The following is a 23725-nucleotide window of genomic DNA, read 5'->3' on the forward strand; positions in this document are numbered from 1 at the left end:
CAATCTACATGGCCAAGGAAGCTAAACAATGAGTATCGACGTAACTGTGCCAGCGCTGGGGGCTTTTTCAGAAAGCGACACGCGTACGATTGAGATTTCACCCTCCGTCTACCTAGAGCAGATACTTGATCGAGAGCTCAAGCTCACGCTCCACGGCATCGAACTGGGGTCCGAGCGAGATGACTCCATGCGTCAACTCACCGACACTGCAGCGACGCTTTACGATGGCCGCATTCTGCGCGAGCTCATACAGAACGCTTACGACGGAGCTGGTGGAGGTCTCGATGCCCATATCCTGGTGAAGCTTGATCTTTCCACCGCGCCGCACGCTATGCTGGACGTCTGCAACACTGGCAGCGGTTTCTCCCGGGCCGATGTCGATTCAATCGTGAATCCGGCAAGAAGCAGAAAGCAACCGGGAAACTCCATTGGCCACAAAGGGCTTGGATTTCGCAGTGTTACATTGATCAGCCATGATCCCCAGATCTACTCCATCTACTCCTCACAGGCTGACAATTCGGCAGCAAAATTCGATGGGTTCTGTTTTCGATTTGCTGATGAGCAGGCCCAACGCGAACGACTGCTGCAACTGGCGGAACCTGACCTTGCGGAAAGGGCCGTCGGCAAGACTCACAGCTTGCAACTCCCACTCGTAATAAATAACTTCCCCGACGACATACAGAGCTATGCATCGGACGGGTTTGCGACAGTGATAAGACTGCCGTTAACCAATAATATGGCCGTCTCTCGCATGGAAAAGGAATGGCAGTCACTTTTCGATGAGCGCGCCCCGCTAAATCTCTTTTTACCTAAGCTTACGAAGCTCGTGTTCGAAAAAATTGACCCGGACGGCACTGCTTCGCGTCGCGTGCTGACACGTCGTCGGTACTCTCTGAATCGCCCGCTGAAAATTGACAATCTTGAGATAGAAGAAATCGTTGCTGACGATCGCTCGTACTTATTCATCAGCCGAGCCGTTGATCAGCCGCGGTTTTTAAGGGCGGTGGACGCAGCTGTCGAACAACGCCACAAGGTAGAGAGGTGGCGCAATTGGACGGGAGCGCCCACGGTCAGCATCGCGATTCCCCTAGGGTTCGAGGTTCCCGAAGGTCGCTACTATGCTTTTTTGCCAATGGAAACCCCCTGCCCTTTTAACGGTCATTTGGATGCTCCGTTTTTTCCAGACCCCGACCGTAAGGGCTTAAGTCTGGATAACGCCCTCAATCAAGAGTTGGTCAAGGTTGCAGCGGAGATGTGCCTTGACCTGATATATGGTGTAGCTGCTGCCAATATCAATCTTTCCTCATACGTACACGCCGCTGTAGACGCCATCACATGGGGACCCGCAGACCATGTCTTGACTGCATTTCGGGCTAAAGGGCTGGCATATAAAACGCTCCCACTTCCAACGATGAGCGCGCCTGGCAGCGATGCAAGATGGGCAACCCTTGATCATGTTTTTGACTGGCAAGACGACCAATACAAATCTCTGCGTGCGACTTGGATTGCCAAGGTTACAGGCGAATTTTTGCTGCGACGCAAACTGGGAGCCAGGCGAGTTGCCGCCTTGCGCAGCCTTGCTGATGATGTGGGGCTTCCGCTTGAGCCGGAGAACGACCGCCTCGCAAAGTGGGTACCGTTACTCGCTGCCGACCTTGAACGCCAACGCAAAGCAACAGCCGCGAATTGGGAGGATTTCTATACCGACCTGAGCGAGCGCAAGGACATCCTCGAGCAGCTTCGAGGCAAACCCATTTTTAGAAACGAAGCTCGCAAACTCGTACGAGCCGAAGGCGCTAAATCCGTAGCAGGCGAACCGCTTCAGTTTTTCATCAATGCCGATCCAGGGCGTGTCACCAAGAAGAAAAAACGCCTGGATGACGCAGGTGTTTTTCCTCCGAGCTGCATAACCAAGGGGCTCGAATTCGCTGACCCGACGCTTGCTTGGTCCGCTGATGTGGTCGCGGCGTTCGTCAACGCAGGGCTCGCTTCCGAGTTTCGCCTCATTAACTTGGTTTCAAGATTGGGGACGCTCCTCGGAACACGACCTCGCACACGCGACGCTTTGTCAGTACTCACGTGGGCATTCAGAACATGGAAGCAAAATCGCACCCCGGACTTCGACGAGGCCCTTCAGACTGCGGGACTCTGGGTTCCCTTGGCCAGCGGCGGAATTGGCAAAGCGAGCCTTGCTTATTTCTCAGCAGGATGGCGCGACACGCTAGGTAATTTGCTCACTGACCTCTGTAAAGAGGCAAGCCACGACAAGCAGATTGCCGGGATCGCAAAGACGATGCTTCCTGATTGGAACGAATGGAATACCGGCCCGGGGCAAAGTGCTCAAGACTGGCGGGACTTTTTGAAAATCGCTGGCGTACGGGACGGACTTCCCTGGAGCAAAGGCGCCGCTGTACGAATGGACTCACCAGCCTGGCAAAGCTTGAGGTATGGTTTTTTACCAACACAGAATTTCGAGCTGGAGCTGGGTATTTGCTGGCGCAAAGCCGTCGCTCGGTCACGAGACCTCGGCTACCAAAGCGGTGACTACGTTACGAATGGCGTACCCTACCTATACGGCCAGGCGAGCTACGACACAATGAACGGGGCTGCCCGCTTGGCATACGGGCGACTGATTATCCACGCGCTCACAAAGATCCCAGCAGAAGCTATGGTGACAACGCTCTCTCGCCGCGGCGCCCGTTCCGACTACATTAACTGGCCTAGCGCCATCACCGCTTTTCTGAAGTCGACTGCTTGGATTCCCGCGTCGGCGGGCGACGATTTCGAAGGGTTAACTTTAGGCCAGTGCTGGTTAGGCAGCAGGAGTGACATACCTCGTTTCGTACCGCGGCCGGAGCGCATGGTTCGAGAGCTGATAGAAAACAACCGCTACCTTCAAGAGATGTTGTCCGGCAAATTGAATGTACCTGCTTGGTCGGACCCAAAAAGTGCACCCCGACGTATTGCCGCACTTGGCGAGCTATTAGAGCGCGGTATATCAGAGGCCTTTCTTGATGACTTTCGAAAAGCCTACCGCGAAGCATGGACAGAGTACGCTCAGCTCGACTTGCGCCCGGCTCTGCCTTCGACACTCGTAATCCCTAAAGACTCTATTGATGGCTTGACGGCCGTGACGCTTCACAAAAGCGCTCCACTCGTTGAAACGATCTACATTGACGACGGTTCGCGGCCAACTTTTCAACAAATTTTGGCTTCTTTTGGTCGCATCACAATTGATGTGGGCGGTACAGCGACTGCAAGCTGCATCAGAGCGCTAGCAACGTATCTGGGTTGTAAGGCCCAGCCAATGCATGAGGACTCGATATCCGTCACCACAGACGGCGTTCCTTTTTTTCCGAGTGCAGCGGATGAGCTGCTCGTAAGCAAAGATTGTGAATGGATCGCCGACCTCGCTGTTCTGGTACTGGAAGTAAGCTCAAATCTAAGCAACCAAAACACCCTTCGAGCTCGCCAGGCGCTGGGAGGGGCTATCCGTCGAGTACGGCTGCGTTTTGTCCGAGAAATCACGGTCTCGATAGATGGAAGCTCAAGCACTCTGCCAGAGGAGCTTGACGGCATACTTCCGGTTGCCAACGAAGAATATCCAACAGTCCTGTGTGAGGGGCAGTTTTTGAATTGGTCTACCCTGTCCATGATCGCGTCGGCCGTGCCCGCGGCGATAGGCAGACCGGGATTAACGGACGCTTTTCGCCTGACATTTTCTGCGTTTGGAAACGAGATGTCGCGGGACGGTCATGAGCTGAAAGCACCCTCGGATTTGCAACTCGCTCGAGCACTTGGACGACCCGTCTCTCGGATCACCGAGCTGAGGCGATCGCTTCGTGCGACCACACCGCGTTTATTGGAGTATTTGATCCCGTCCGTCCACGCCATGGGGCATACCGACCTGGCTGCAATATTGATCGAGCGGACCGACGAATTCAGAGATGATTCCGACGTGATGGCCGTTATTTCTGGTTACGGTATACCCTCCGACCAAGCAGAAAGAATCGTCAGCGCCTGCCGAGACGCCGACACACTTAGCAGCCTACGGCATGAACTAGGGCTTGAGTTCAACGTACTGAACGCGAGCCTAGTTGCGCTGGGTCGGTCTCCACTGCAGTTCAAGAAAAGGTTAACGGAGCGTTTCTCCTCCCGCGTTGAGCATCGGCGTGCTGAAGTTGAGCGAGCCGTACGGGATGCGTGCACTCAATCCATTGAAGCAGACGGAGCCCTTCAGGCCTATCGCGAAGCAGTCGCTTTGAAATGGCTCCACCTGCCAGATGATTGGTTTGAACGATTCGATGATATTGATACACAGCAGGTAGATGAGGAAATCGATAGACAAGTAACCCTCCGCCTTGGTGCAGGCCCTTTTCCCAACGGCAGTCCCATCGACGGCGTCCGCCAGCACAACCGCCAGCTACTCACGCGGATTGCGGAACATTTGCAACGTTTGGTCAGAGCTTGGGCGAAGCGCAATTCGGCGCCACTTGATGAACTCTGGTTGCAAGGACCTGAACGCCTGATTCGAGCTGCACTGTCATCCGGTACGCTTGACTTCGAGTCCCTCGACGAGAGATCAGTCCCCCCCGCACTTCGCCGAGCGAGCCTCTGGCCAAATCAAATGCCGGAAAGCATGAATACTGTTGCGCTCGGCCTTTCGGACAGTGATCTGGCATTCGAAGCATTAGAGGAGCGTGAACGCGAAACGCGCAGACAGACAGAACGTCGTAGCCTGCAGTTTGGGGAATTAGAAATCGATGGTGGTGCTCAGGGTTGGCATGATGCAGTTGCGCAAGCCATGCAAGAGACACTTGCGAGTGGAGGATTCAAAACGCGGTCCGGTCCTGCGGCATTGCAAGTCTTTGGCCCCCGAACTGCCCCTAGACCGACTAAGCGCGGTACAAGCAATCGAGGTGATGATCCTCAGTATTTGAGTCAAGAACAACGCGACCTCATCGGTTTCGCCGGGGAGCTCGCCGCCTATCAATATTTGCGCAATAAACATCGAAATATGCGGCCCGAATATTGGGTATCTTCGATGGGCCGCAGGTATCTAGGGCTTCCGCCAGAAAGTGATCAAGGATTCGATTTCAAAGTATCGGACGCGAAAGGCTTCATTCATTACGAGGTTAAGGCGCATGTCGCAGATCCAGGACACATCGACTTAGAGCGCTCTCAGGTAACTGCGGCGGTAACGATGCGCCATGACGGAACCAACCGCTGGCGTATTCTCTATGTCGCGTACGTACGAGGTCCAAGCGTCGGAGTTTATGAGCTGCCTAATCCATACTCCCTAGGTGCAAGTCGGCTATTCCGAGAAAGTCATCAGCAGGGTGTCCGTTTCACTGTCATGCGTGAATAGCAATTGCCCGTCAGCAGCAGGAATTTCTCATCCAGGGCCCTCTGGATCGAAACCAGCGCCAACGCGGTGTAAGGTGGCATTGAATGCCCCGGTGCAGTCTCCCAATAGCTCACATAACGGACGTCCTCCACCTCGCTGCCGCTCAACCCCAGACCGCCATACCATCGGGCCTCAATAGCCCGGCGTCGACAAGATAGCGTTTGAGTATGAGCAACGACGGCGTGCACTCGGGCTGTGCGAGAAACTCATTGCCCAGCGCGGACGTGTACAGGCGCAGCCAATTGCGGGCGGGCACCCTTGGCAAGAATGCGGCCAAACCAGCGAAATTATCGCTGGAAAACACCAGACGCAGCGTACGCAGGATCGGCTGGTAATCCGGCGCGGAAAGCAGCGCAGCGAGGGTGTCGTCGAGCAGGTGGGTAATCACGACTTTATTCAGCCGCTCCTCGACCTTGGCGTCCGCGAGCGCCACCCGTGGGTCAATTGCCACCGGGTAAATCGACTGAAACGACTTCGCGCCACTGAGCATGGACTCGTAGAGCACCTTGTCCGCCGTCGAACCGGTTACCAATACATCGTCGCCAAAGATCACATGCACCCCACTCCAGCGGTAGAAGTTCTCTGCGGGGATGACATGGTCCTGGACCAGGTTGACGCGCTCACGTTCTTCGGTGCTCAAGCTGGCGTAGTTCTCACAAGGCGGCGCGATCCGTGGAAGCTTGACGTTGATGATCGTGGGCAAATGCATATGAGCCAGTTTGACATTGATCTCGCTGACCACGATCTCATAGAGCACGTTCGCCGTGGACGGCACGTTGCGCCAGCCGGTGGTCATCAACACCACGTTGTCACCACTGGCCTTGGCGCTGAGAAACAGCCGGGCCCAATGGGAGTAGGGGTCGTCCAATTGCGTGCACCAGTAGTCAATGACCAACCAGGCCAGGTGGCGAATATCCTCAATGCTTCCATACTTGGCGCGGCTGTAGATCGCCACCAGCGCCGAGGCATCCGTCCCGGTCGTCATGTCGCGGAACGAGCCCGCGCCATCCTGCGTCAGGCAGTGCAAAGCATGACCGCCAAGTACCGAGACATAGCGGGGCATGCTGATCAGCCCGCGGGCCAGCAGGTCGGCAGCGAAAGCGCGGAAACCCCGTTTCGCATCCTCGAAGCGGGTCGATGCCAGCGCCTGTTCAAACTGATCCAACTGGGTTTCTACGGGAGCGCTGGCTATCTCACGCCAGCAGGTCGGGAGCGGTGCTTCGGTCATCATGTTCACGGTTGAATCAATCCATCGGAAATAGCCACGGTCGCAGTCAAGGTTCCCAGGGGGACATCGACTCGGCGGCGGCTCTCGTAGTAGCAAATGCTCTGTAAGCCAAGCGGTTGCAGGCTCTGGAGTAGTTCACGGATGCCAGCACCGGCATCTCGCGGGTCATGGGTATCAGAGCCGACGGTGAACGCCGCCTGGTGCTCGATCAGGTGAGGCAACAGGGCGCGCGACGGATAGGACCAGCGCCCATGCACCTCACGCCCCGATGCGTTGTCCAGGCTCGATTTGCGGATGCCCGAAGCGTTTAGCTCATACGCCACGCCATTGCGCGCAAACAGCGGCAGTAAAGGCTCGAAATGGCGCAGTACGACCTCTTCGTCGACACCGCGCAACAGGGTGTCCGCATGCCCCACGGCATCAAACAGGCCGCTCCTCAGCAGTGCTTCCAGGTCCGCGAAATAACGATCCAGGAAGTTTTTGGCAGCCAGGCGCGGCAGCTCCCACACCTTTACCATTGGTTCGCCGGGCACTTCGACGTAGTGAATGGAGCCAATCACAAAGTCCAGTTCGTGGCGCGCCAGCAAGGCCCGGTTATAGATATCGGAGCCCGGCATATAGTCGAACTCAAGGCCACGCAAGATCTTGATTTCACCCCGGTACGCCGCCTGCGCCCGCTGGATATCGGCAAAGTAACTGTCGAGTTCGGACTCCAGCAGACGGTTATCGGAGTCCACCGGAAAAGGTGCGTGGTCGGTGATGGTCAATACCCTCACACCGGCTTTGATTGAAGCCCGGACAAGTTCGTCGACCGTGCCAATGGCATGTTTGGAATAGAAGGTATGGCTGTGGGAGTCGATCATGGGCACACCATCTGTTCAAGCAGGCCATCATGGTTCGCCAACTCCTTGACCAGCCAGTAAGGGTTGTTCGCTTTCGCCATAATCGCCTGCACCAACTCGCGGTCATCAAACCGTGCCAGCAGGTCGGTCAGCGGCTGGGTATACAGCGCCCGGGCCAAAGGGGTTTCACTGATATGGCTGGCCAGGTGCTCCCAGCGTACGTGATCAAAATGGATGTTGCCCAGACGCTGATTCTCAATACCGTAGAGATATAAATCACCGTTGGGCTTTACCGTCAGGTCCATGCCATTGGCAAGCGGCGGTTTGTTCAGGCTGCCAAAGGTAAAGCGCTTTTTGACCTTGATCTCGATGGCCTGGATGTAGTCGAGCAGATCCAGATAGCCTTCGGGTGTGCCTGGCGCGGGATGGACGAGGTTTTTGTAGTCGATGCCGAATGATTCGCCGTCCACCTTCAACACATCCTCCAGCGCATTGCAGGGTTCAATGGTTGCGTGAATACCCCAGCGCGCCAATTCGGCGACCAGAAAGTCACGGGTGAATACCCGGTCCGTGTCGATGGAGCGAAACGAAAAGCTCAAGCCCCCCGGACGCCGCGTGCGCAGGTAATCCAGACTCAGCCCATGGGCGCGCCATTTGACTTTCTCGATGTGGTGACTGTCGGCGCTCAAGCGGATGTTGCAGGTGTCGCCGTGGCTCAACACGATCTGGTCGGTGGTGTCATAAAAATCGAGCATTTTGTCATGGGGAAAGAACCCGCTGGTGATGAACTCGAACGCCTTCCCACCATTAGAAAGGTGCAGGATTTCGTGGAATACCTTGATGTTATTGAGCGGCTCGCCTTCCCCGCTGATAGAGATGCGCTTGACCTGCGGGGCATTGATTAGGGCCGCCAGGTTCTCCCGGGCGAGCGTCGAAAGTTCCATGTCGATGCCGGTCTTGTGCTTGTCGGCATACATGCAGAATGCACAGCCGATTCCGCATATCTGGGTGATGTCGATGTAAAGGAGATGACCTTGCAGATCCATGCCTGAATTGCCTTATACGTATGAAGAGCAAAATGAAGTCAAGGGCGCCGTGGCCCCTGGATGTGTGTCGCCCGGCGCCCGACCTTGCGGAAATCTATCTCTGCGTTGAGTTTCTGCTCATACACCCACTGGCTTGTCTGGTGGCGCAGGTAGCGCTCGGTTGCACAGTCGCCACAGTTGGCCTTGAAGCCGGCCGGCTGCTGGAATACCAGCCGCACGGACGACCCGCAGACCGGGCAGGCCTGCAGCGCCACGAGTTCCTGCTGACGCAGCCCCAGGGCCTCGGCCTGCTGACCGGCGTTCGCAGCGGTCAGTGCCTGTTGCAACTGAGCCAGGTGTTTTTCCGACAAGACCTCGCGAAGCACCATCTGGGCCGACCCCGTCTCCAGGCTGAGGGCGCTCATCGCCCCCCCCGCCCCGCGCATCACGGTGCCCGGCACCTTGGTAATCGGCGTGCCATAGGCCTGCAGCAGCGGCTGCCAGAGAATCGCATCAACCAGATGGCCAAAGCGCTCCACGCCGTAGAGATCAAAGGGCGAAAGCGCTATCCAACCCGCCTCCAGCGCCGCCTCGTTGTTCACCTGCCCCAATGCGGGCCAGGCAATGACCCTCTGGGGCAGGCCAGGAGTATGGTCCGGGCGCTCGGTAAAGCTGAACCAGGGCACCACCGTCAGCAACACCTTGGCGTCCGTACCCATGATGGAACTCACCAGTTCCCACTCCAGGCCTGAACTGCGAAGGCTCAGGATTCGTCCCGCCCATTGCGCCTCATCCTTGCCATCCAGGTAAGGGGCCAGGGCGTGGCGCAACATTAGCCCCGCATAGCGTGAGTAAGCACTCGCCAACTGGCGATTTTGCTGAAGGCGCTCCTGGGGGGGCTTGCCTGCACGCCCCTGTACCTTGCGTAGTTCCTCCCACAAGACCGCCACATGACGATAGTGCGCGTCGTGACTGAGGATATTGGTCAAGTGCAGGCCACCGCTGGCTTGCGCCGACCGAGGCACCAGCGGATACAACCCAGTCTGTTTCAACCCGGCTATCGCCTTGGAGGCCGCCTTCAATTGCCGCAGGGTTTCACCCAGTAAATGTGAAGCTTCGCTGGTCATTTCCTGGTTACTGAAGGTTTGCCCCCAGAGTGCGCAAATGGCAATGGCCAGGCGATGATCAAGGCCATCGGCCCCATAGAATTCCAGCGCCTTGCTCAGGGTGCCCTGGATCTGCTCCAAGGTCGCGATGCGTCGCCACAGATGCCGCTCGATACGGTCCAGCAGGCGCGCATACACACGGTTTTCGTAAGTGTTGTAGTCGTCCTCGCTGAAACGCGCCAACACTTTCCTTGGGATGACACCGCTCAAGGTCTGCCGCTGCCAGCACTCCGAGTGAGACGCCAGGTGCACCAGCGCGCCTTTGGCCATGCGCTTGGCTCGGGCTACATCCGTGACCTCATCTTCGTAGTGAAGATCCAGGCGCGGGCGCAGTGATACCTGGTGCAAGTGGCCCTTGCTGATCACGTCCAGCAGCGACACCTCGAACGGCAACAGATGGCTTTGCTCATTGATCACCTCGGCCGGCATCAACGGCGACCTCAAGGTTGCCTGCCGCGAAAACTCTGCATCTAGGGACTCAAGCGCACTGGCAAACAGCTCGGCCTGAGGAGACAGCAGGGCGTTCGACGGCACGAACCCATGCAGCGCTTCGTCCAGCAGGCAGCGGTCGCTGCCATCGGGCACCAGGATGTCTTGCCGCAGTAGGGTGTGGCCGTTGATCGTCACGCCGGATTTGCCGGCCCAGCAGAAGCGCCCGGGCTCGACCAGCCCGGGCAGCGTGGCCACGGGCTCGCCCAGCAGTCGGTCAAACCAGTTCAACGATGCCCTTCCCGGCGTTTGATGTCCGCCGTCAGCAGGTCCAGGGATTTGACCGGGTCGCCCTTGAGGTTCGCCTTGATCCAGAAGCTTTCAAGCGCGCTCATCAACTCCGTTACATCTGTGGTGCCAACGTCATAGCGCCCAGTCACCTTGCCCTTGCGCATCACACGGGTGGACAGCAGATGGTCTAGGGCCTGCCCCTCACTCGCTCCGGTCTCCAGCATGACCGGAATAAACCGCAGTGCCTGTTTCTCAAAGCGGTTGCCCCAACCTAGGTCAAAATGGCTGGCCAGTTGCTGGGTAAATTCATCGCGGGTCAGCCTACCGAGCAGGTCCTTTACAGGCATCTCATGGAGCAAGCACGCCCGATTGAAGGCTTTTTGCAACGAAAAGAATGAGTACCGCTTCTTCTCGTATGGCTGGATGACAAACCCCGCATCCTGCTTGGGCAGGGTCATCACGTGGGCACGGTCGTAGGTCTTGTCGGCCAACTCGCTGGTGGATTCATCATGGTTGGCGGTACCGATAAACCAGACGTTATTCGGCACCAGTATTTCCCGGCCGTTCTTGAGGTTGAGCGGCGCACCCGACAGCGCGACTTCCGACAGGCTGATCAGGCGCTCCCTTGGATCATTCTTCTCCAGCGCCGAAAGGAACTCGGAGAAATACTGCTCGGGTCTGGACAGGTTCATCTCGTCCAACAGCACCACGTTGCAGGCGTCGTCCCAGCGAGGGGTCTGCGCCTTGTACAAGGCTTGCAGACAATCCTTCTCATAGAAACGCCGCTCAAAGGCGTTGTAATGGCCCAGCAGGTCATCCCGGTCACGCCAACCCGCTTGTACGGCGATATCCGTGCAGAAGCCGCCCATGGCCTTGGCGAACGCCTTGGCCAAGCTAGTCTTGCCTGTGCCGCTAATGCCCTGGAACACATGAAGCTGGCTCATGGCCAAGCCGCCCAACAACACCCGGATGTCTTCAATGGGATAGTACAGTTTGACCGAGGCTTCTGCAGTGGCGATGCGGTGCTGCAATTCAACCGCGAACAGCCCGAGGTCCTGCACCTCCTCCAACTCAGCGCCAGCACGGTAGTCCTTGTGAGTGTCCATCAAGGACATGGCAGGGAATGGCGTCTGGGTTTTCTGTGCGTTGGTCAGTTGCTCAACGGTGGTGGCCAGGTCATTGATCCTGGCGTCCAGGACGGTTGCATGAGTCTCCAGCACGCGTCTTTTTCGCTCGCTCCATTCAAGGTCAGTGGCCGCGACACGCGTCATGCCAACTTCGCGATTGGCCTTCTCGTATTTGGGCATGATGTCGGCAATCTGCATGCCCAGGTCCGCCACCTGCTGGCGAAGCTTATCGTTTTCGCCCTGCAGCTCTGCGACATCGGATTGTTCCAGCCGGGTAAGCAGCGCCCTGTTGTCTTCACGCAGTGCACTCAGTTCGTCGAGCAGGACCGTCGCCGGCTGATCCCCCAACTGAGCTTTCAACAACTGCAACTCGGACAGCTCGTTTGCACTCTTATCAACCATTGCCCAGGCCTTGCGCTCGCGCGTTTCCACGCGTTCCACCTCGCGTGCGAAGCCGTTGCGCTCCTGCTCCATCTCGCGCGCAACCTGATCCTGCTGGGTCGCCTTGGCCTCCTTGACGGCGGCCCACTCCCGGTCTAGGCGGCGCGTGCGGTCCTCCACCTGCTGCTCGCGTTGTGCAAGCGCATCTTCACGGGTATCCAACACATCGGCACGGGCAGCCTCGGCTTCAGTGCAACGGAATTTCACATCGGCGAGCTGCCTGGCGAGCTGGCGCAATTCCTGGTTCAGGGCCTGTTTTTCTTCCTGAAGCAGCCCAATTTCGCTGTCATGCTGTTCGCCCAACATGCGCTGGCGCTCTTCGAGGACCACCAGCGCCTGGCGGTTCTGCTCGGCAAACCCGGCCTCGGCATTGACCTCACGCAGCTTGACCTCACGCTCGCGCTGCGCCAATTCGCCATCGGCTTGCGCCTGTCGCTGCCGCACGCGTTCAAACTCGGCCTGGCGAAGAGCCTGGGCCTCATGCTGTACCTCAAGGACGGCCTGGCGTTCATCCAGCTGTTGCATCCGCGCATCACATTCCCGGCCGGCCTGGTTGGTCAGTTCCCAGCGCTCCTCATACTCTTCGAGCAGTGTATCTGCGCGCTTGCCCAGGTCCTTGCAGAACTGGGCGAAGCGCTCGATCCAGGTCGAAAACGCCTTGCTGTCGTCATCGCTGATGTGGGCGACCAGCTTGCTCAAGAAGGCTTCATCCACCGAAAAATCAGGGGCCAGGGACACACCGGAATACAGCTTGGAGGCATTCCCGAAGGAGGCGCTCCACATTGGCACCTGCTTCTCCAATTGCACGCGATTGGCAGTCTTGGCAGGTGCGGATACGCCGCCTATTGGGGCGCTGTAAGGGGCGTTGCGATTATTTTTGGCCATTACATCCATTCCTTGAAACGTTCGGTAAAGCCCAGGGCGTATTGAATATGTTGCTGCGCCATCGGCACGGTCACGGGGGTGACTTTCTTGCCGGTAAATTTGCTGTGGGCGTGGCTGCCCTGGTTACGCAGGGTGGCCAGCGCTAGGAGCTGTTCCAGTTGCAGCTGCTCTTCGGTCAGCGTCTTGAAGGGATGCCCGGCATGGCTGCTGGCGCCCCAACCGGCGGCAAAGAGCAGTGCCTTGAGGGAGCTGCTGGGGCTGGAGCACGCCGAGATGACCTGATCCAATTTTTGCCGGGCCAATTGCCCAACGACCTCGGCGTTGAACGCGGGCAACCGAAACGACGTCAGGATTTGGCGAGTGACGCGATAGTCAGCACGCTGCTCTCCCCTGGGCATCAGGGCAGGATCGACCGGGAACGTGCCGATCAGCCATTGCATCACCACCTCCAACAGTTTCTGGCACTCGGTCATGGCTGCTTCAAGCTCATTCTCGGCGGTATCGCCCTGGGCCAGTTTTTCCTGGCGGGACAGCAGCGCTGCCAGGTAACGTTTGATATCCGTCTGGCGCTCGACCCAGGGAAACTCGGTTAACACCCGAAGATCCGCCTGCTTTTGCAGATCGGCCAGCCACTGTTCGACGCTCTGCTCGTCGCCGCGAGGTGCCTCCACCAGGCTGGACAGGTACTTGAGCAGCCCCTGGTTTGCCTTCACCAACGGCAACAAGCGGCTGTCCATCCACCAGGCCTGGTCACGCAGGTCGAACGGGTCCCTGATTGCCCACAACTGCCCACCATCCGGGTCTGGCGTAATCCACACCAGTACATGAGCGAGCCGGGCCTGGGCGTCCTGGCGCTCCACCCCTTGCAGCTTGATCTGCTCGGGCAGGTCGGCCTTGCCATACAGCTGCAGCGTTGCCCGGTAGTCCTCGCGATAATCCCGATAGGCTTTCATCAACGCTGGCGTGCTGCAGGCCGGCTGCACACACTGGTTGGGCAGAAGCAGAAAAGGTGCAGTCGTTTGACCGGTTTTCCTGTTCAGGGCAAAGACCGGGAACTGTCCACGTGTTTCGATCGGGACGATGTCCTTGAGCTGTGCCTCGAAGCGCGGCCATAGTTCACCGCCGAGCGCGTCCTGGAAGAGGTACCCGGATTTGAGATTGGCACTGGCCTCCTCCTCGTCCAGCAGCATGCGCAAGCCCTTAGGGGTAACGGCATCCGCACGGGTCACCAGCCAGCCATTGCTGACAGCTTGGGCGAGGATCAGCTTGACCAGGTCTTCATGCAGGTTGGTCAGCTCGGCAATCGCCTCTGCCCGCACCACTTGGGCCCTGATCAGGCCCAATACGGCACGTTGGAACAGGTTCAACCGTGCACGCGTGACTTCGGGGTACAGCACCCGATGCACCCACACCGGCCACAACACGGCGCGAGCGCTGCCATGGGGCCTTTCGCCGAACTTGAGGTAGGTTCCCGATTCACCGAAGGCTGCCATGCGCACCTCCACAGAGTTGGTGCAGTGCCACCAGGGCAGGCACGGCTTCCTCTGCATCGACATGGGTCGCCAGCGCCGCATCACCGACGCAGATCAGCATCTGGCGCTGGCGACTCATGGCCACGTTCATCCGGTTGGGTAACCGCAGGAAGCCGTATCGCTCATTGAGCAGGGTCTCCCGGGACTTCTCCGGGCTATCTTCGGCACGCCCGGCCGGCCCGCGCCGACCTTGCGGGCCGGTGCGTACACAGGACAACAGCACCACATCAAACTCCTTGCCCTGGAAGGCATCCACCGAACCAACCCGTAGCCGCTCTTCTGAGTACTCAGACCCATCACTGCGGACTTTTTTCGCCCACTTGAATTGCTCATGGGGCTCGATGCCGGTGCTCTTGCGTTCCATCAAGGGCACACCATCGATCTGCACCTGGGTCAGTTTTTCCATGATCAGGTCACGCTGTGCGGCATAAAACGTGATCACCCCCACGGAGAGGGCTTCACCGCCCGCGATCATCAAACGCTTAACCTCTTCCACGACCCGCTCGGCTTCGGCCTCGCGCATGGGGCTAGTCCCTCCGAGACGTTGCGCAAGGCCCGCGCTGGCCGGCACATCGATCCACTGGCAGACCTTGTTTTCGTAATGCCCACTGTCGTTGCTCAAGGCCCGGATAAAGTCCGGCGCAAACGCAAACTCATCATCCTTGCGCGTGGTCTTGACCGCCTCTAACCCGACTTTTTCATAAAACTGTGCACTGACAAAATCCCCCAGCACGCGGTGCATGCGAAACTGTGTGTCGAGCATCACCACGCGGCGAATGCCGTCTTTTTTCTCCAGGTCCTGCAACATCAGGCGCATCCTCTGGAAAAGACTCGAGTGCAAGGCCTCCAGCTGCAACGCGGTGAGTGCATGCTCCTCCTGCAACTGGCTCTCGACTTCTGGCTCCAGCATGTGCGGCAACTGGCGGTCATCGCCGACCAGCACGATGCGCCGCTTGGCCATGGCCATGGGCACGAACAGGTCCAGCGGGTTGGCACGCGCGGCCTCATCAACGATGACGGTGTCGAACTCGATGTCCATGCTGTCCAGGTCTGACACGGCCTTGAGGCTGGCCATCTGGCGACCGGCCGCCTGCTGGCAGGTGGCGCCCACCACCATGGAGTATTCCTGGGCCGCCGCCATGGCGGCGGCACGGTCCATTTCCAAACTGCCAGCCAGTTGCTCCAGTACCCAGGCCACCCCCAGCTTGCGCTGGGAAATCTTGTCTTGCAGATGCTGTTCCAATTGGTCGATCAAGCTGACGCCCAGGGCATCGAGTTGGTGCTTGAGTTGCGCAGGTCGGTAATCCGGCAGGAAGCGATCCAACAAGCGGTTCTTGCCCTCGACCAGGCGCTGCAATAAATCCTGCGAGGCCTGCCGGCAATCGGCGGCTTGTTCCAGCAACTCGCGCATTCCCTCACCGAGGGCTACATCGTGGCGCTTCAACCAACTGAGCAAGTCCCACGCACGGTCGGCACCGTCATCACTGAAGGCGCCAGGCTTAACCCGCAGGGCGCGAATGCGGCGCAGGGTTGCGCTGTCGACTGCGTCGGTGCCGCTTCCGGGAGGCAAAGGGTTGATCTGATCGATATAGTCCTGCAACGCCTGTTCCAGCCGCGCAGGCAGGAGCAGGCCGTGTTGCGCCATTGAACGGGCCGTCGCCAACATGCCCTTGAATGCATCGGCCCGTTCTGCTGGTGAAAGGCTTGAGACACGGGTCATCAACAAGGCCTGTGACAAGCGGCTGACGGGCTCCAATTCCGGATAGCGTTCGTACTCCTGGGCAATTTTGCCCTGGACATGCTCGACTTGGCGTTCAAGCCAGGGATCGATGCGATTGTCTTCTTCAACATCTCGACGCCTGCCGCCGATGCGTGTGGCCGGCAACTTGAACACGTCGCTGCGCTCCAGGGCGTTGTCCACGGCATCATGCTGATAGCTGCTGATCAGCACCTGTCCGGCAATGTTCTGCTCGCGCGTTTCTTCCGCCAGCCTGCGCTGCAAGGCCGCGATCACCTGGGTTTTGCCGGTACCGGGAGGGCCGATGATGATCGCCAGTTCCGGCGTATTGAGTGCCTTGTCCAACGCATCGATCTGTTTGTCGGTGGGTTGACCACCTTTAAACGACTCCTTGGCGTAGGCTGTTAGGCCCTTGAGCGTGCGGCGCCGCTCCGCCGGTATGGCCAAACCTTCGAGCAACCACCTGAGTGACGGCAGGCGCCTGCCGGAATCAATGGACTGCTTGGCGATAAGGCGTCGTTTGCCAACTGTGCGGTTACCGGCAACGGACAGGTACAGCCAGCCATCGGGGCTCTTGGGTTTAACGTCGTTATGGGTCGACACCGGCGTGAACACCAGACACTGTGCTTCAAAGCGGATCCGCCCACGGGGTGTCGGGGCAAACGAGGCGGACGGCGCTTCATTGCTCAATTCTTCCGACCAGTCCGGCGGCGCGTCTCCCAGGTCGAACTGGGTATCGCGGGACAAGTCCAGGCCCTTGTGACGCTCGCAGAACAGTTGGTAAGCCTCTGGGGACTTGGGCCACAAGCGCCAGGCGTTTTCTCGGCCGTTCTGGAAACTTTCATAGCGCACGAACCGCAACGCCTTGAGGGTCTGGGCCTGCTGCAGCGCGCGTTGCCACTCCTTGTCGTTGTACAGGTTCCACAATTCCAGGTAGCCCGCATTGTCGCGCAGCATAGCGTTGAGCAACACTTGCTGGGCGGGGCTATTGAGCTGCGCCGCGACCGACGCATCCCGAAAGGCAAAGTCACCCACCAGTAACGAAAACGAATCGCTGCGCCGCACATGGCGAGCCACGCGTTTTACCAGCAGCGCACCGTCGGCGGTGCGCTCGATATCAGCGCGCCACCCCATGCCCAACACCTGGAAGCTGCCCTTGGCTGCGGTGTTGTTGAAACGCGAAAGGGCCAGCCAATCACCTTCGAGCGCACCTTTGACGACAAACTGCTCCTGCATCCACTGGCAGGCCTGTTCGACATCGTTCTGGCCGATTTCCTGATGGGTATACAGGCCGTCAGCAATCAGCCCGTCGACCCTGAACTCCAGGTTCATGGCCGATACATCGGCAGGTGCGCAGTACTGCACCTGCAATTGGTTTTTTTTGCACGCTGCCAGCATCCAGCGCACCTGGTCCCGTGACGCCAAAGGGCCGAACAGGGTGCTTTGCGACGGATTGCAGGTCACCACGATACGTTCGTCGCCCTGCACCACCAGCCAATCATCCTGGTAGCGCTGAACGGTGATCGCTTCGTTCACGCGCAAAGACTGGGTTTCCTCAGTCGTCGAGAGGCTCAACACATCCGCGCAAAACAATGGGAATTCTTGAATGTTCATCGTTCATCACCACCGGAATTGCCAGACGACATGAGTTTCCCCGGGAGGGCCGATATGCAACTGGTACGGCTGGTCATACTGGCCACGACGTGCCGCCTTGAGCCCCTGGAATTTCCCCAGTTGCTTGGGATCACCCTCGCCTTGCAGGTACAGCTCGCCGTCTGGCAACTGGTGGATCTCCAGGCCCTTGCCGGTGTATTCGAGGCGTACATGGTCGGTGGGCCAACGGTCATAACTGAACGAGGGCAACAACCGCTTGAGCTCTTGGTTTGCCCCCGGTTGCAGGTACACACGGCGGCCGGTAGCGATGCGGTGGTCAGGCAGTTCGGCGTCCCTTTCTTCCGGCGACAGGCAGATGAACTCCTCGAACACCACCAGGTTGGCGTCGACCGGTGCATCGCAAAAAAAGCAGGCCATGTGCGCAGGGTCAACGCCAGTGCCCGGCATTAACGAGGTGGCGGTGCATTCGGCGCACTCAACCATGCGTTCGTCGATCTCCACCAGGGCTTCCAACCATTCGGCGATACCCGGGCGGGCGATTGCATCGTGCTTGCCCTGCTCGAAGCAGCGTCTGAACAGCGCGGGCAAGCGGCTGTGTTCGGCCAATTGCAACGGCAAGTTGGCAAAGCAGACATTGTCGGGGTTATCCGAATCATTGATCCATGGATGTTCCCCCCGCAATGCCGCGTCCTCTTCCTCCGGCTCACCCAGTTCGACCAGTTCGCCCTTAAAGGGATGGTTGTGGGTCAACACGCGATAGGCGATGACGGCAAAGCTCCAGCAGTCCGTCAGGCTCGACAGCATGGCCTCGCCGCGTACAACTTCCGGCGCGCCATAGTCGGGGGTGTGAAGGGTCAGGCCGCTGTGGGCCTGCGGGCTGATGTTGTCGCAGTCGATCAGCCAGATTTCGGCAAACCCGGGATCATCCGACACAAAAATATTGGCCGGGGACAGGTCTCCGTAGAGCATGCCGCGCCCATGCAGCTGGTTCAAGGTCCTGGCCAACTGGCACAGAATACGCACCCGCCGACGCAGGCCGCCCTGGGCCAGGTAATCACTGGCGGCATCGTCCTCGGCGGCGACAAAACTGTCCAACAGGCTTTGCAATGGAACCAGCCCGTCCATCAGCTCCATGACATAGCCAAAGCGCGGCGGCTTGAGCAGTGCCAGCGGTCGCGCCAGTTTCAGGTCGCTGAGGTCCTGTCGGATCAACCATTCCATATGACGATGCCAGCGTTGCTTGGCATCGAGGTCAGTATGGATAAAGCCCTTGACCAGGACAGTGGGCAATTGTGTGCGATACACCACACCTTGCCCGCCACGGCTCATCTCGCTCACCAAGTCGTAGCGAGTGCCCTTCTCATCCAGGACATGCTTGGTACTGCGCTGGGTAGCGGTCATTGTTTGTGATCCGTTCGAAAGATACCGGCGATGCTCTTGTCATCACCGTGAAGTGGCGTGGACCAGGCGTGCATTTCTCGCTCCAGCCAGGTGCGCATGCGGCGTCTGTTGCTGCGGGCAAGGCGGCGGTAAACCACATCGAAAAAAGGTTCCAACTGCTCGGGGATCAGATCGTCACTGATGCCGTCCGTCATCAGCAACACGCCATCGCCGGGCAGTACCAGTTCGAATTCGCAGGTCTGCCACAGCCCCTCGCCTGCCTGGGCCAGGGTGTCGGTCTGGTTGCCGAACCCCTGGCGCGCCGCGCTGACCACTCGGAAGGCACCTCGGCTCTTGAGCAGCAGCAGCCCATCCCCTACCTGCCCGGCCTGCCCGCGGCCGCGGGCATCGACCCGGGCCCACAGACAGGTGGTTTCGTAATCGCGATAGCGGGTGCCGAAATGCTCAAGCCAGGACAAGCGAATGGCCTGGCCCAGTGTTTGTGCAGACACGGCGAAGGCCTGCCTGGCATGTTGCTTGACCAGGCGTACCGCCTTGCTGGAGCCGATGTGGCTCAGGCGCCGGCTGCCCAGGCCGTCGCAGACCGCGATGCACCACCCCTGACTCACGCCATAGACCCCCATGGCATCCTGGTTGACCACGCCGTCCTGCAGGTGCCCCGGCCCGATGACCCTGGCACCCGACGCTGCCAGGCGCATCAGAATTCCCAGTCTTGATCGTCGGCAGGCGGCAGCTCCAACGGGAGCGTTTGATTGGGGGTCGACGACTGGCTACGGGCGCTGACGCTCATGGTCACGGCACGGAAGAAGCGATGAATATCCCGTGCCTCGGAGGCTTGAAACAGCGGCGCTTCCGGATCATTGGCGAAGTCGGCCAGCATGCTCACATCTGCATCGGCACCGATGCCCATGGCGAAGCGCGTGGCCTTGGAGGAGCGCTCACCATTTTGCAATTGCGCAAAAGGTGTCTCCCACTCGTCATTGGGGTAACCATCGGAGACCAACACAATCACGGGTTTGTAGGCGCGGGACGGTACGATGTCTTTATCTTCGATCAGTTGGCTGGCCAGGCGCAATGCGCCGCCCAACGGCGTGGCGCCATCCGCCGTGAGCTGGCTGAAACTTTGGATTTGATGGGCCGGGGTCAAGGGCAGGTTCAACTCTGCGCTGCGACCGCCAAAGGTGATCACGCTCACCTGGATTTCAGCGCGCAGGCGGCTTTCATGGGCAAAGGTGGCGATCATGTCCTGGAGCGCGCTGTTCAACGCCTCGATCTTGCCGCCCTCCGACATGCTGCCACTGGTGTCCGCCAGCACAATCACAGGCAAAGGGCGGGCAGCTTGGATCTGGAATTTCTTGAGCTCTGACATTTCAACGGTTCCTTGGTAATCAGTAAGTGACGTCCTGGTTATAGCGAGCTTCGTGCCAGAATAATTTATTTGTTTAAAAACAATAACTTACGAAATACAAGGATCAATAACGCCCGACAAAAAATAATATTCATTACTTCAAAGTAATTTTTCTTACCCTCGCTTGTTATTCGACACAGTGCTTTTCGATCCACTTGCTCAGGGTCTGCTGGCTCTTGAGCCCCAGGAGCAAGGCGGCTCTGGTTTTGTTCTGGCCCGTTGCGGCCAATGCGCCACGCACGTAGTGGCTCACGACTTTGGAAATGATGTGGTTGATGTCCACCCCTTGGGACACATCCATCGCCATCAGGTCGTTGTCCTGCGCCGGCAGTTTGAACAACGCCTGGTCAATATCGCCCCGGGTAATCAGCGAGTCCTGGCACCAGAGCGCAGCGCGCAGCAAGGTGGCGTGTAACTCCCTAACGTTGCCGCGCCACGGGTGCCGTTGGATGAGTTCCCTGGCCTCCAGCGAAACCTTTTTGTCCTTCAGGCTGGAATCTTGGCTGCCGATACCGGCCAGCAGCGCGTCGGTCAAGAGCCACAGGTCACCCTCGCGCTCGCGCAGCGCCGGCAGATGCAGGACACCTACAGCGATGCGATAAAACAGGTCCTCACGGAAACTGCCCTGTGCGACGTCTGCCATCAGATTGCGGTGAGTGGCGGTGATCAGGCGCACATTCACCTGCACTTCACGACTGGCACCGACCGGCGTGAAGGTGCCCTCTTGCAGTACACGCAATAGCCGCACCTGCACGGCCAAGGTCAGTTCACCGAACTCATCAAGAAATAGCGTCCCGCCATGAGCCTGCTCGAACACCCCAAGCCGATCTGCAATCGCGCCGGTAAACGCACCTTTTTTGTGGCCGAAGAGCACGGAATCAACCAGTTCAGAGGGAATTGCACCGCAGTTGACAGTGACGAACGGCTGGCTAGCGCGCGTTCCTGCGTTGTGGATGGCTCGGGCAAACAACTCTTTGCCGGTACCCGTCTCTCCATAGATAAGGACCGGCACGCCTTTCTCAGCAAGCACGTGGGCCTGTGCCTTGATGGCCAGCATGCGACCACTTTCCGCGACGATGCTGTCAAACGCGGCATCCACCGGCACTTGCTGCTCAGCCAGTTTGGCCAACTGGTTGCCGCTGATTGCGCTGGCCGCTGGAATATACTCGGCAGCGATTTCGAAGGGGATATCAACCTGCTGGACACCTTGTTCCAACGAAGATTGATAGAACACTGCGGGGTAACGGGTTTTGCCCAACAGGATCCACACCGCCTGCATCGCAGGTGTTCCGGGGCTCAGCAAGATGGAAAGCTGTACCCCTTCTCCCACCAACCGCTGCAGATGCCGATTGGCCGCGTGATAAATCTCGCCGAAATGCACAGGGGAAGATAACGGCTCGACATAGGCCGTGACGGGAATATCGACTTGCTCGCGGAGCCAGCGAAGATAACGCTCAACCTGCTCCGCAGGGTACGCACATAAGAGTTCGACGCCATCGAAATCGACAGTAGCGAGGGCCGAACGGACAGGCCCCGCCGCCTCGCCGATCACCGCTTTCAAATCGTTAGCGCCGATCCAACTGACCAAAACCTTATGCTTTACCGCAACCATCCCAGGGCTCCAACAAATCCTTTTGCTAACGAAGGCCCTCATCACGATCAAGGACTATCGCTACCAGATATCAAATCAAATGCCTTTATACTTAAAAAGTGGCCATTTAACATCTATCCGTTAGTAGGCACCCACGTGATCCTATTTACTTCGATTTAGCATCAGGCTGATGCGGCAGGCTACACACACTCTCCACCACGATGGAGGCGGCTCCAATCAGTGCTTATGCAATCCGCCAGATTTTGAATCTTGAATGCCTTGGAAGCAGAGCTACGTGCAAGAGTCGATTAACGAAATGACCAATCTTCTCGTTCGAGATGCGAAACTCGCCTAGCACAGGTATGACGCTCTGGAAATTTACCAGCTGCAATTCGCCACTAAGGTGGCAAGGTTTTTACTTCTTTGGGCTGGGCTTCTTCTTGGAGCGTGAGGGATTGAACGATGTCGTCCATGCGCACCCATCCTTTGTCGTTATGCCCAATGGAGTGCCGGAATTGGTAAGCCAGGAGGACACTCTCGAGCTGATAGCAGGATGAAAGCTCTTCTAGTGAGAGCCGCAATGTCCCTTTGTCGTTACTGATTTCTCGTCTCATCATCGAATGGCCGCTACGTAAACCGAAGCGAGCCGCCTGCTAAAAGCTCCTAGAGCAAAATTCGATATTGGTAACACATGCGAAAAATCCACTCAGCGCTGACCGTTTTGTGGGGGTAAAAACGCGGAAAAATAAAAAAGGGTCGCGAGATAAAATCTCGCAACCCTTTGAATTATATGGTCGGGACGGAGTGATTCGAACACTCGACCCCTAGCACCCCATGCTAGTGCGCTACCGGACTGCGCTACGCCCCGACTAGGTTTGAAACTCGTTCTCCATCTCGAAGAACGCTCAAGAATATATCGCAAGCTTTTGAAAACTGGAAGTATTTAAAAGCAGGAAATTATTTCTTGAGAACCACCAGAACATCTTCGAGCTCGGCGATCATCTGGCGGATCATTTGCTTGTATTGAGTGGTGTCGTCTTTGGCTTCATCGCCGGACAGGCGCAGGCGCGCGCCGCCGATGGTGAACCCCTGATCGTAAAGGAGCGCGCGGATCTGCCGGATCATCAGCACGTCCTGGCGCTGATAATACCGGCGGTTTCCGCGGCGTTTGACGGGGTTGAGTTGAGGAAACTCCTGCTCCCAGTAGCGCAGCACGTGTGGTTTTACCGCACACAGCTCGCTGACTTCACCGATGGTGAAGTAGCGTTTGCCCGGGATAACGGGTAGTTCGTCGTTATGACTTGGTTCCAGCATAAGCCTCAACTCGGGCCTTCAACTTCTGCCCTGGACGAAAGGTGACCACACGGCGAGCCGTGATCGGGATTTCTTCCCCCGTTTTCGGGTTGCGGCCAGGCCGCTGGCGTTTGTCCCGAAGGTCGAAATTGCCGAAACCCGACAATTTGACCTGCTCGTTGTCTTCAAGAGCGTGCCTGATTTCCTCGAAAAACAGTTCAACCAATTCCTTGGCTTCCCGCTTGTTCAGGCCCAGCTCTTCATACAGACGTTCCGCCATCTCAGCTTTCGTCAAAGCCCCCATACG

The 23725-nt window shown here is 58.1% G+C and carries 14 protein-coding genes and 1 tRNA gene; 1 reads left to right on the plus strand and 14 read right to left on the minus strand.

The window, feature by feature from the left end; translation table 11 throughout:
* Positions 1–28: 28 nt before the first annotated feature.
* On the plus strand, positions 29–5368 hold the full coding sequence (locus tag CAF90_RS17380; protein ID WP_085607803.1) for an ATP-binding protein: 5340 nt from the start codon (positions 29–31) through the stop codon (positions 5366–5368).
* 142 nt (positions 5369–5510) lie between these two features.
* Here CAF90_RS17380 and CAF90_RS17390 read toward each other — a convergent pair whose 3' ends face one another.
* The 14 genes from CAF90_RS17390 to ihfA all read right to left on the minus strand — a co-directional run bounded on the left by CAF90_RS17390 (position 5511) and on the right by ihfA (position 23722).
* Positions 5511–6635 (minus strand): hypothetical protein, encoded by a 1125-nt coding sequence (locus tag CAF90_RS17390; protein ID WP_085607961.1) that lies wholly within the window; start codon positions 6633–6635, stop codon positions 5511–5513.
* Positions 6636–6640: 5 nt separating this feature from the next.
* Complete coding sequence (locus CAF90_RS17395; RefSeq protein WP_085607807.1) at positions 6641–7498, minus strand: histidinol-phosphatase; 858 nt, start codon at positions 7496–7498, stop codon at positions 6641–6643.
* On the minus strand, positions 7495–8523 hold the full coding sequence (locus tag CAF90_RS17400; RefSeq protein WP_085607809.1) for a radical SAM protein: 1029 nt from the start codon (positions 8521–8523) through the stop codon (positions 7495–7497). Before CAF90_RS17400 ends, CAF90_RS17395 begins: the two co-directional genes overlap by 4 nt.
* A gap of 38 nt (positions 8524–8561) precedes the next feature.
* A complete protein-coding gene (locus CAF90_RS17405; RefSeq protein ID WP_085607811.1) occupies positions 8562–10388 on the minus strand; it encodes a hypothetical protein in 1827 nt (608 codons plus the stop codon).
* The gene (locus tag CAF90_RS17410; protein ID WP_256578448.1) at positions 10385–12841 is read right to left on the minus strand and encodes an AAA family ATPase; all 2457 of its coding nucleotides are present in this window, start codon (positions 12839–12841) and stop codon (positions 10385–10387) included. The genes CAF90_RS17405 and CAF90_RS17410 overlap by 4 nt, the downstream gene beginning before the upstream one ends.
* Positions 12841–14334 carry a hypothetical protein gene (locus tag CAF90_RS17415; RefSeq protein ID WP_085607813.1) on the minus strand — a complete coding sequence of 498 codons (1494 nt, stop codon included), beginning with the start codon at positions 14332–14334 and terminating at the stop codon, positions 12841–12843. The genes CAF90_RS17410 and CAF90_RS17415 overlap by 1 nt, the downstream gene beginning before the upstream one ends.
* Complete coding sequence (locus CAF90_RS17420; RefSeq protein WP_085607815.1) at positions 14318–17725, minus strand: DEAD/DEAH box helicase; 3408 nt, start codon at positions 17723–17725, stop codon at positions 14318–14320. Before CAF90_RS17420 ends, CAF90_RS17415 begins: the two co-directional genes overlap by 17 nt.
* Before the next feature lie 6 nt (positions 17726–17731).
* The gene (locus CAF90_RS17425; RefSeq protein WP_085607817.1) at positions 17732–19126 is read right to left on the minus strand and encodes a protein kinase; all 1395 of its coding nucleotides are present in this window, start codon (positions 19124–19126) and stop codon (positions 17732–17734) included.
* Entirely contained in the window at positions 19123–19824 is a 702-nt protein-coding gene (locus tag CAF90_RS17430; RefSeq protein WP_085607819.1) for a PP2C family serine/threonine-protein phosphatase, read from the minus strand. Before CAF90_RS17430 ends, CAF90_RS17425 begins: the two co-directional genes overlap by 4 nt.
* Positions 19824–20495, minus strand: coding sequence for a VWA domain-containing protein (locus tag CAF90_RS17435; protein WP_085607821.1), 672 nt, complete (start codon positions 20493–20495; stop codon positions 19824–19826). Before CAF90_RS17435 ends, CAF90_RS17430 begins: the two co-directional genes overlap by 1 nt.
* A gap of 166 nt (positions 20496–20661) precedes the next feature.
* The gene (locus tag CAF90_RS17440) at positions 20662–22146 is read right to left on the minus strand and encodes a sigma-54-dependent Fis family transcriptional regulator (protein WP_256578449.1); all 1485 of its coding nucleotides are present in this window, start codon (positions 22144–22146) and stop codon (positions 20662–20664) included.
* A 770-nt stretch (positions 22147–22916) separates the two neighbouring features.
* Positions 22917–22993, minus strand: a tRNA-Pro gene (locus CAF90_RS17450).
* 89 nt (positions 22994–23082) lie between these two features.
* Complete coding sequence (locus CAF90_RS17455) at positions 23083–23439, minus strand: MerR family transcriptional regulator (RefSeq protein ID WP_003179985.1); 357 nt, start codon at positions 23437–23439, stop codon at positions 23083–23085.
* A complete protein-coding gene (ihfA, locus tag CAF90_RS17460) occupies positions 23420–23722 on the minus strand; it encodes an integration host factor subunit alpha (RefSeq protein WP_002553164.1) in 303 nt (100 codons plus the stop codon). The genes CAF90_RS17455 and ihfA overlap by 20 nt, the downstream gene beginning before the upstream one ends.
* Positions 23723–23725 lie beyond the last annotated feature (3 nt).

The organism is Pseudomonas sp. B37(2017), from assembly GCF_002112885.1.
GTDB classification, from domain to species: domain Bacteria; phylum Pseudomonadota; class Gammaproteobacteria; order Pseudomonadales; family Pseudomonadaceae; genus Aquipseudomonas; species Aquipseudomonas paraglycinae.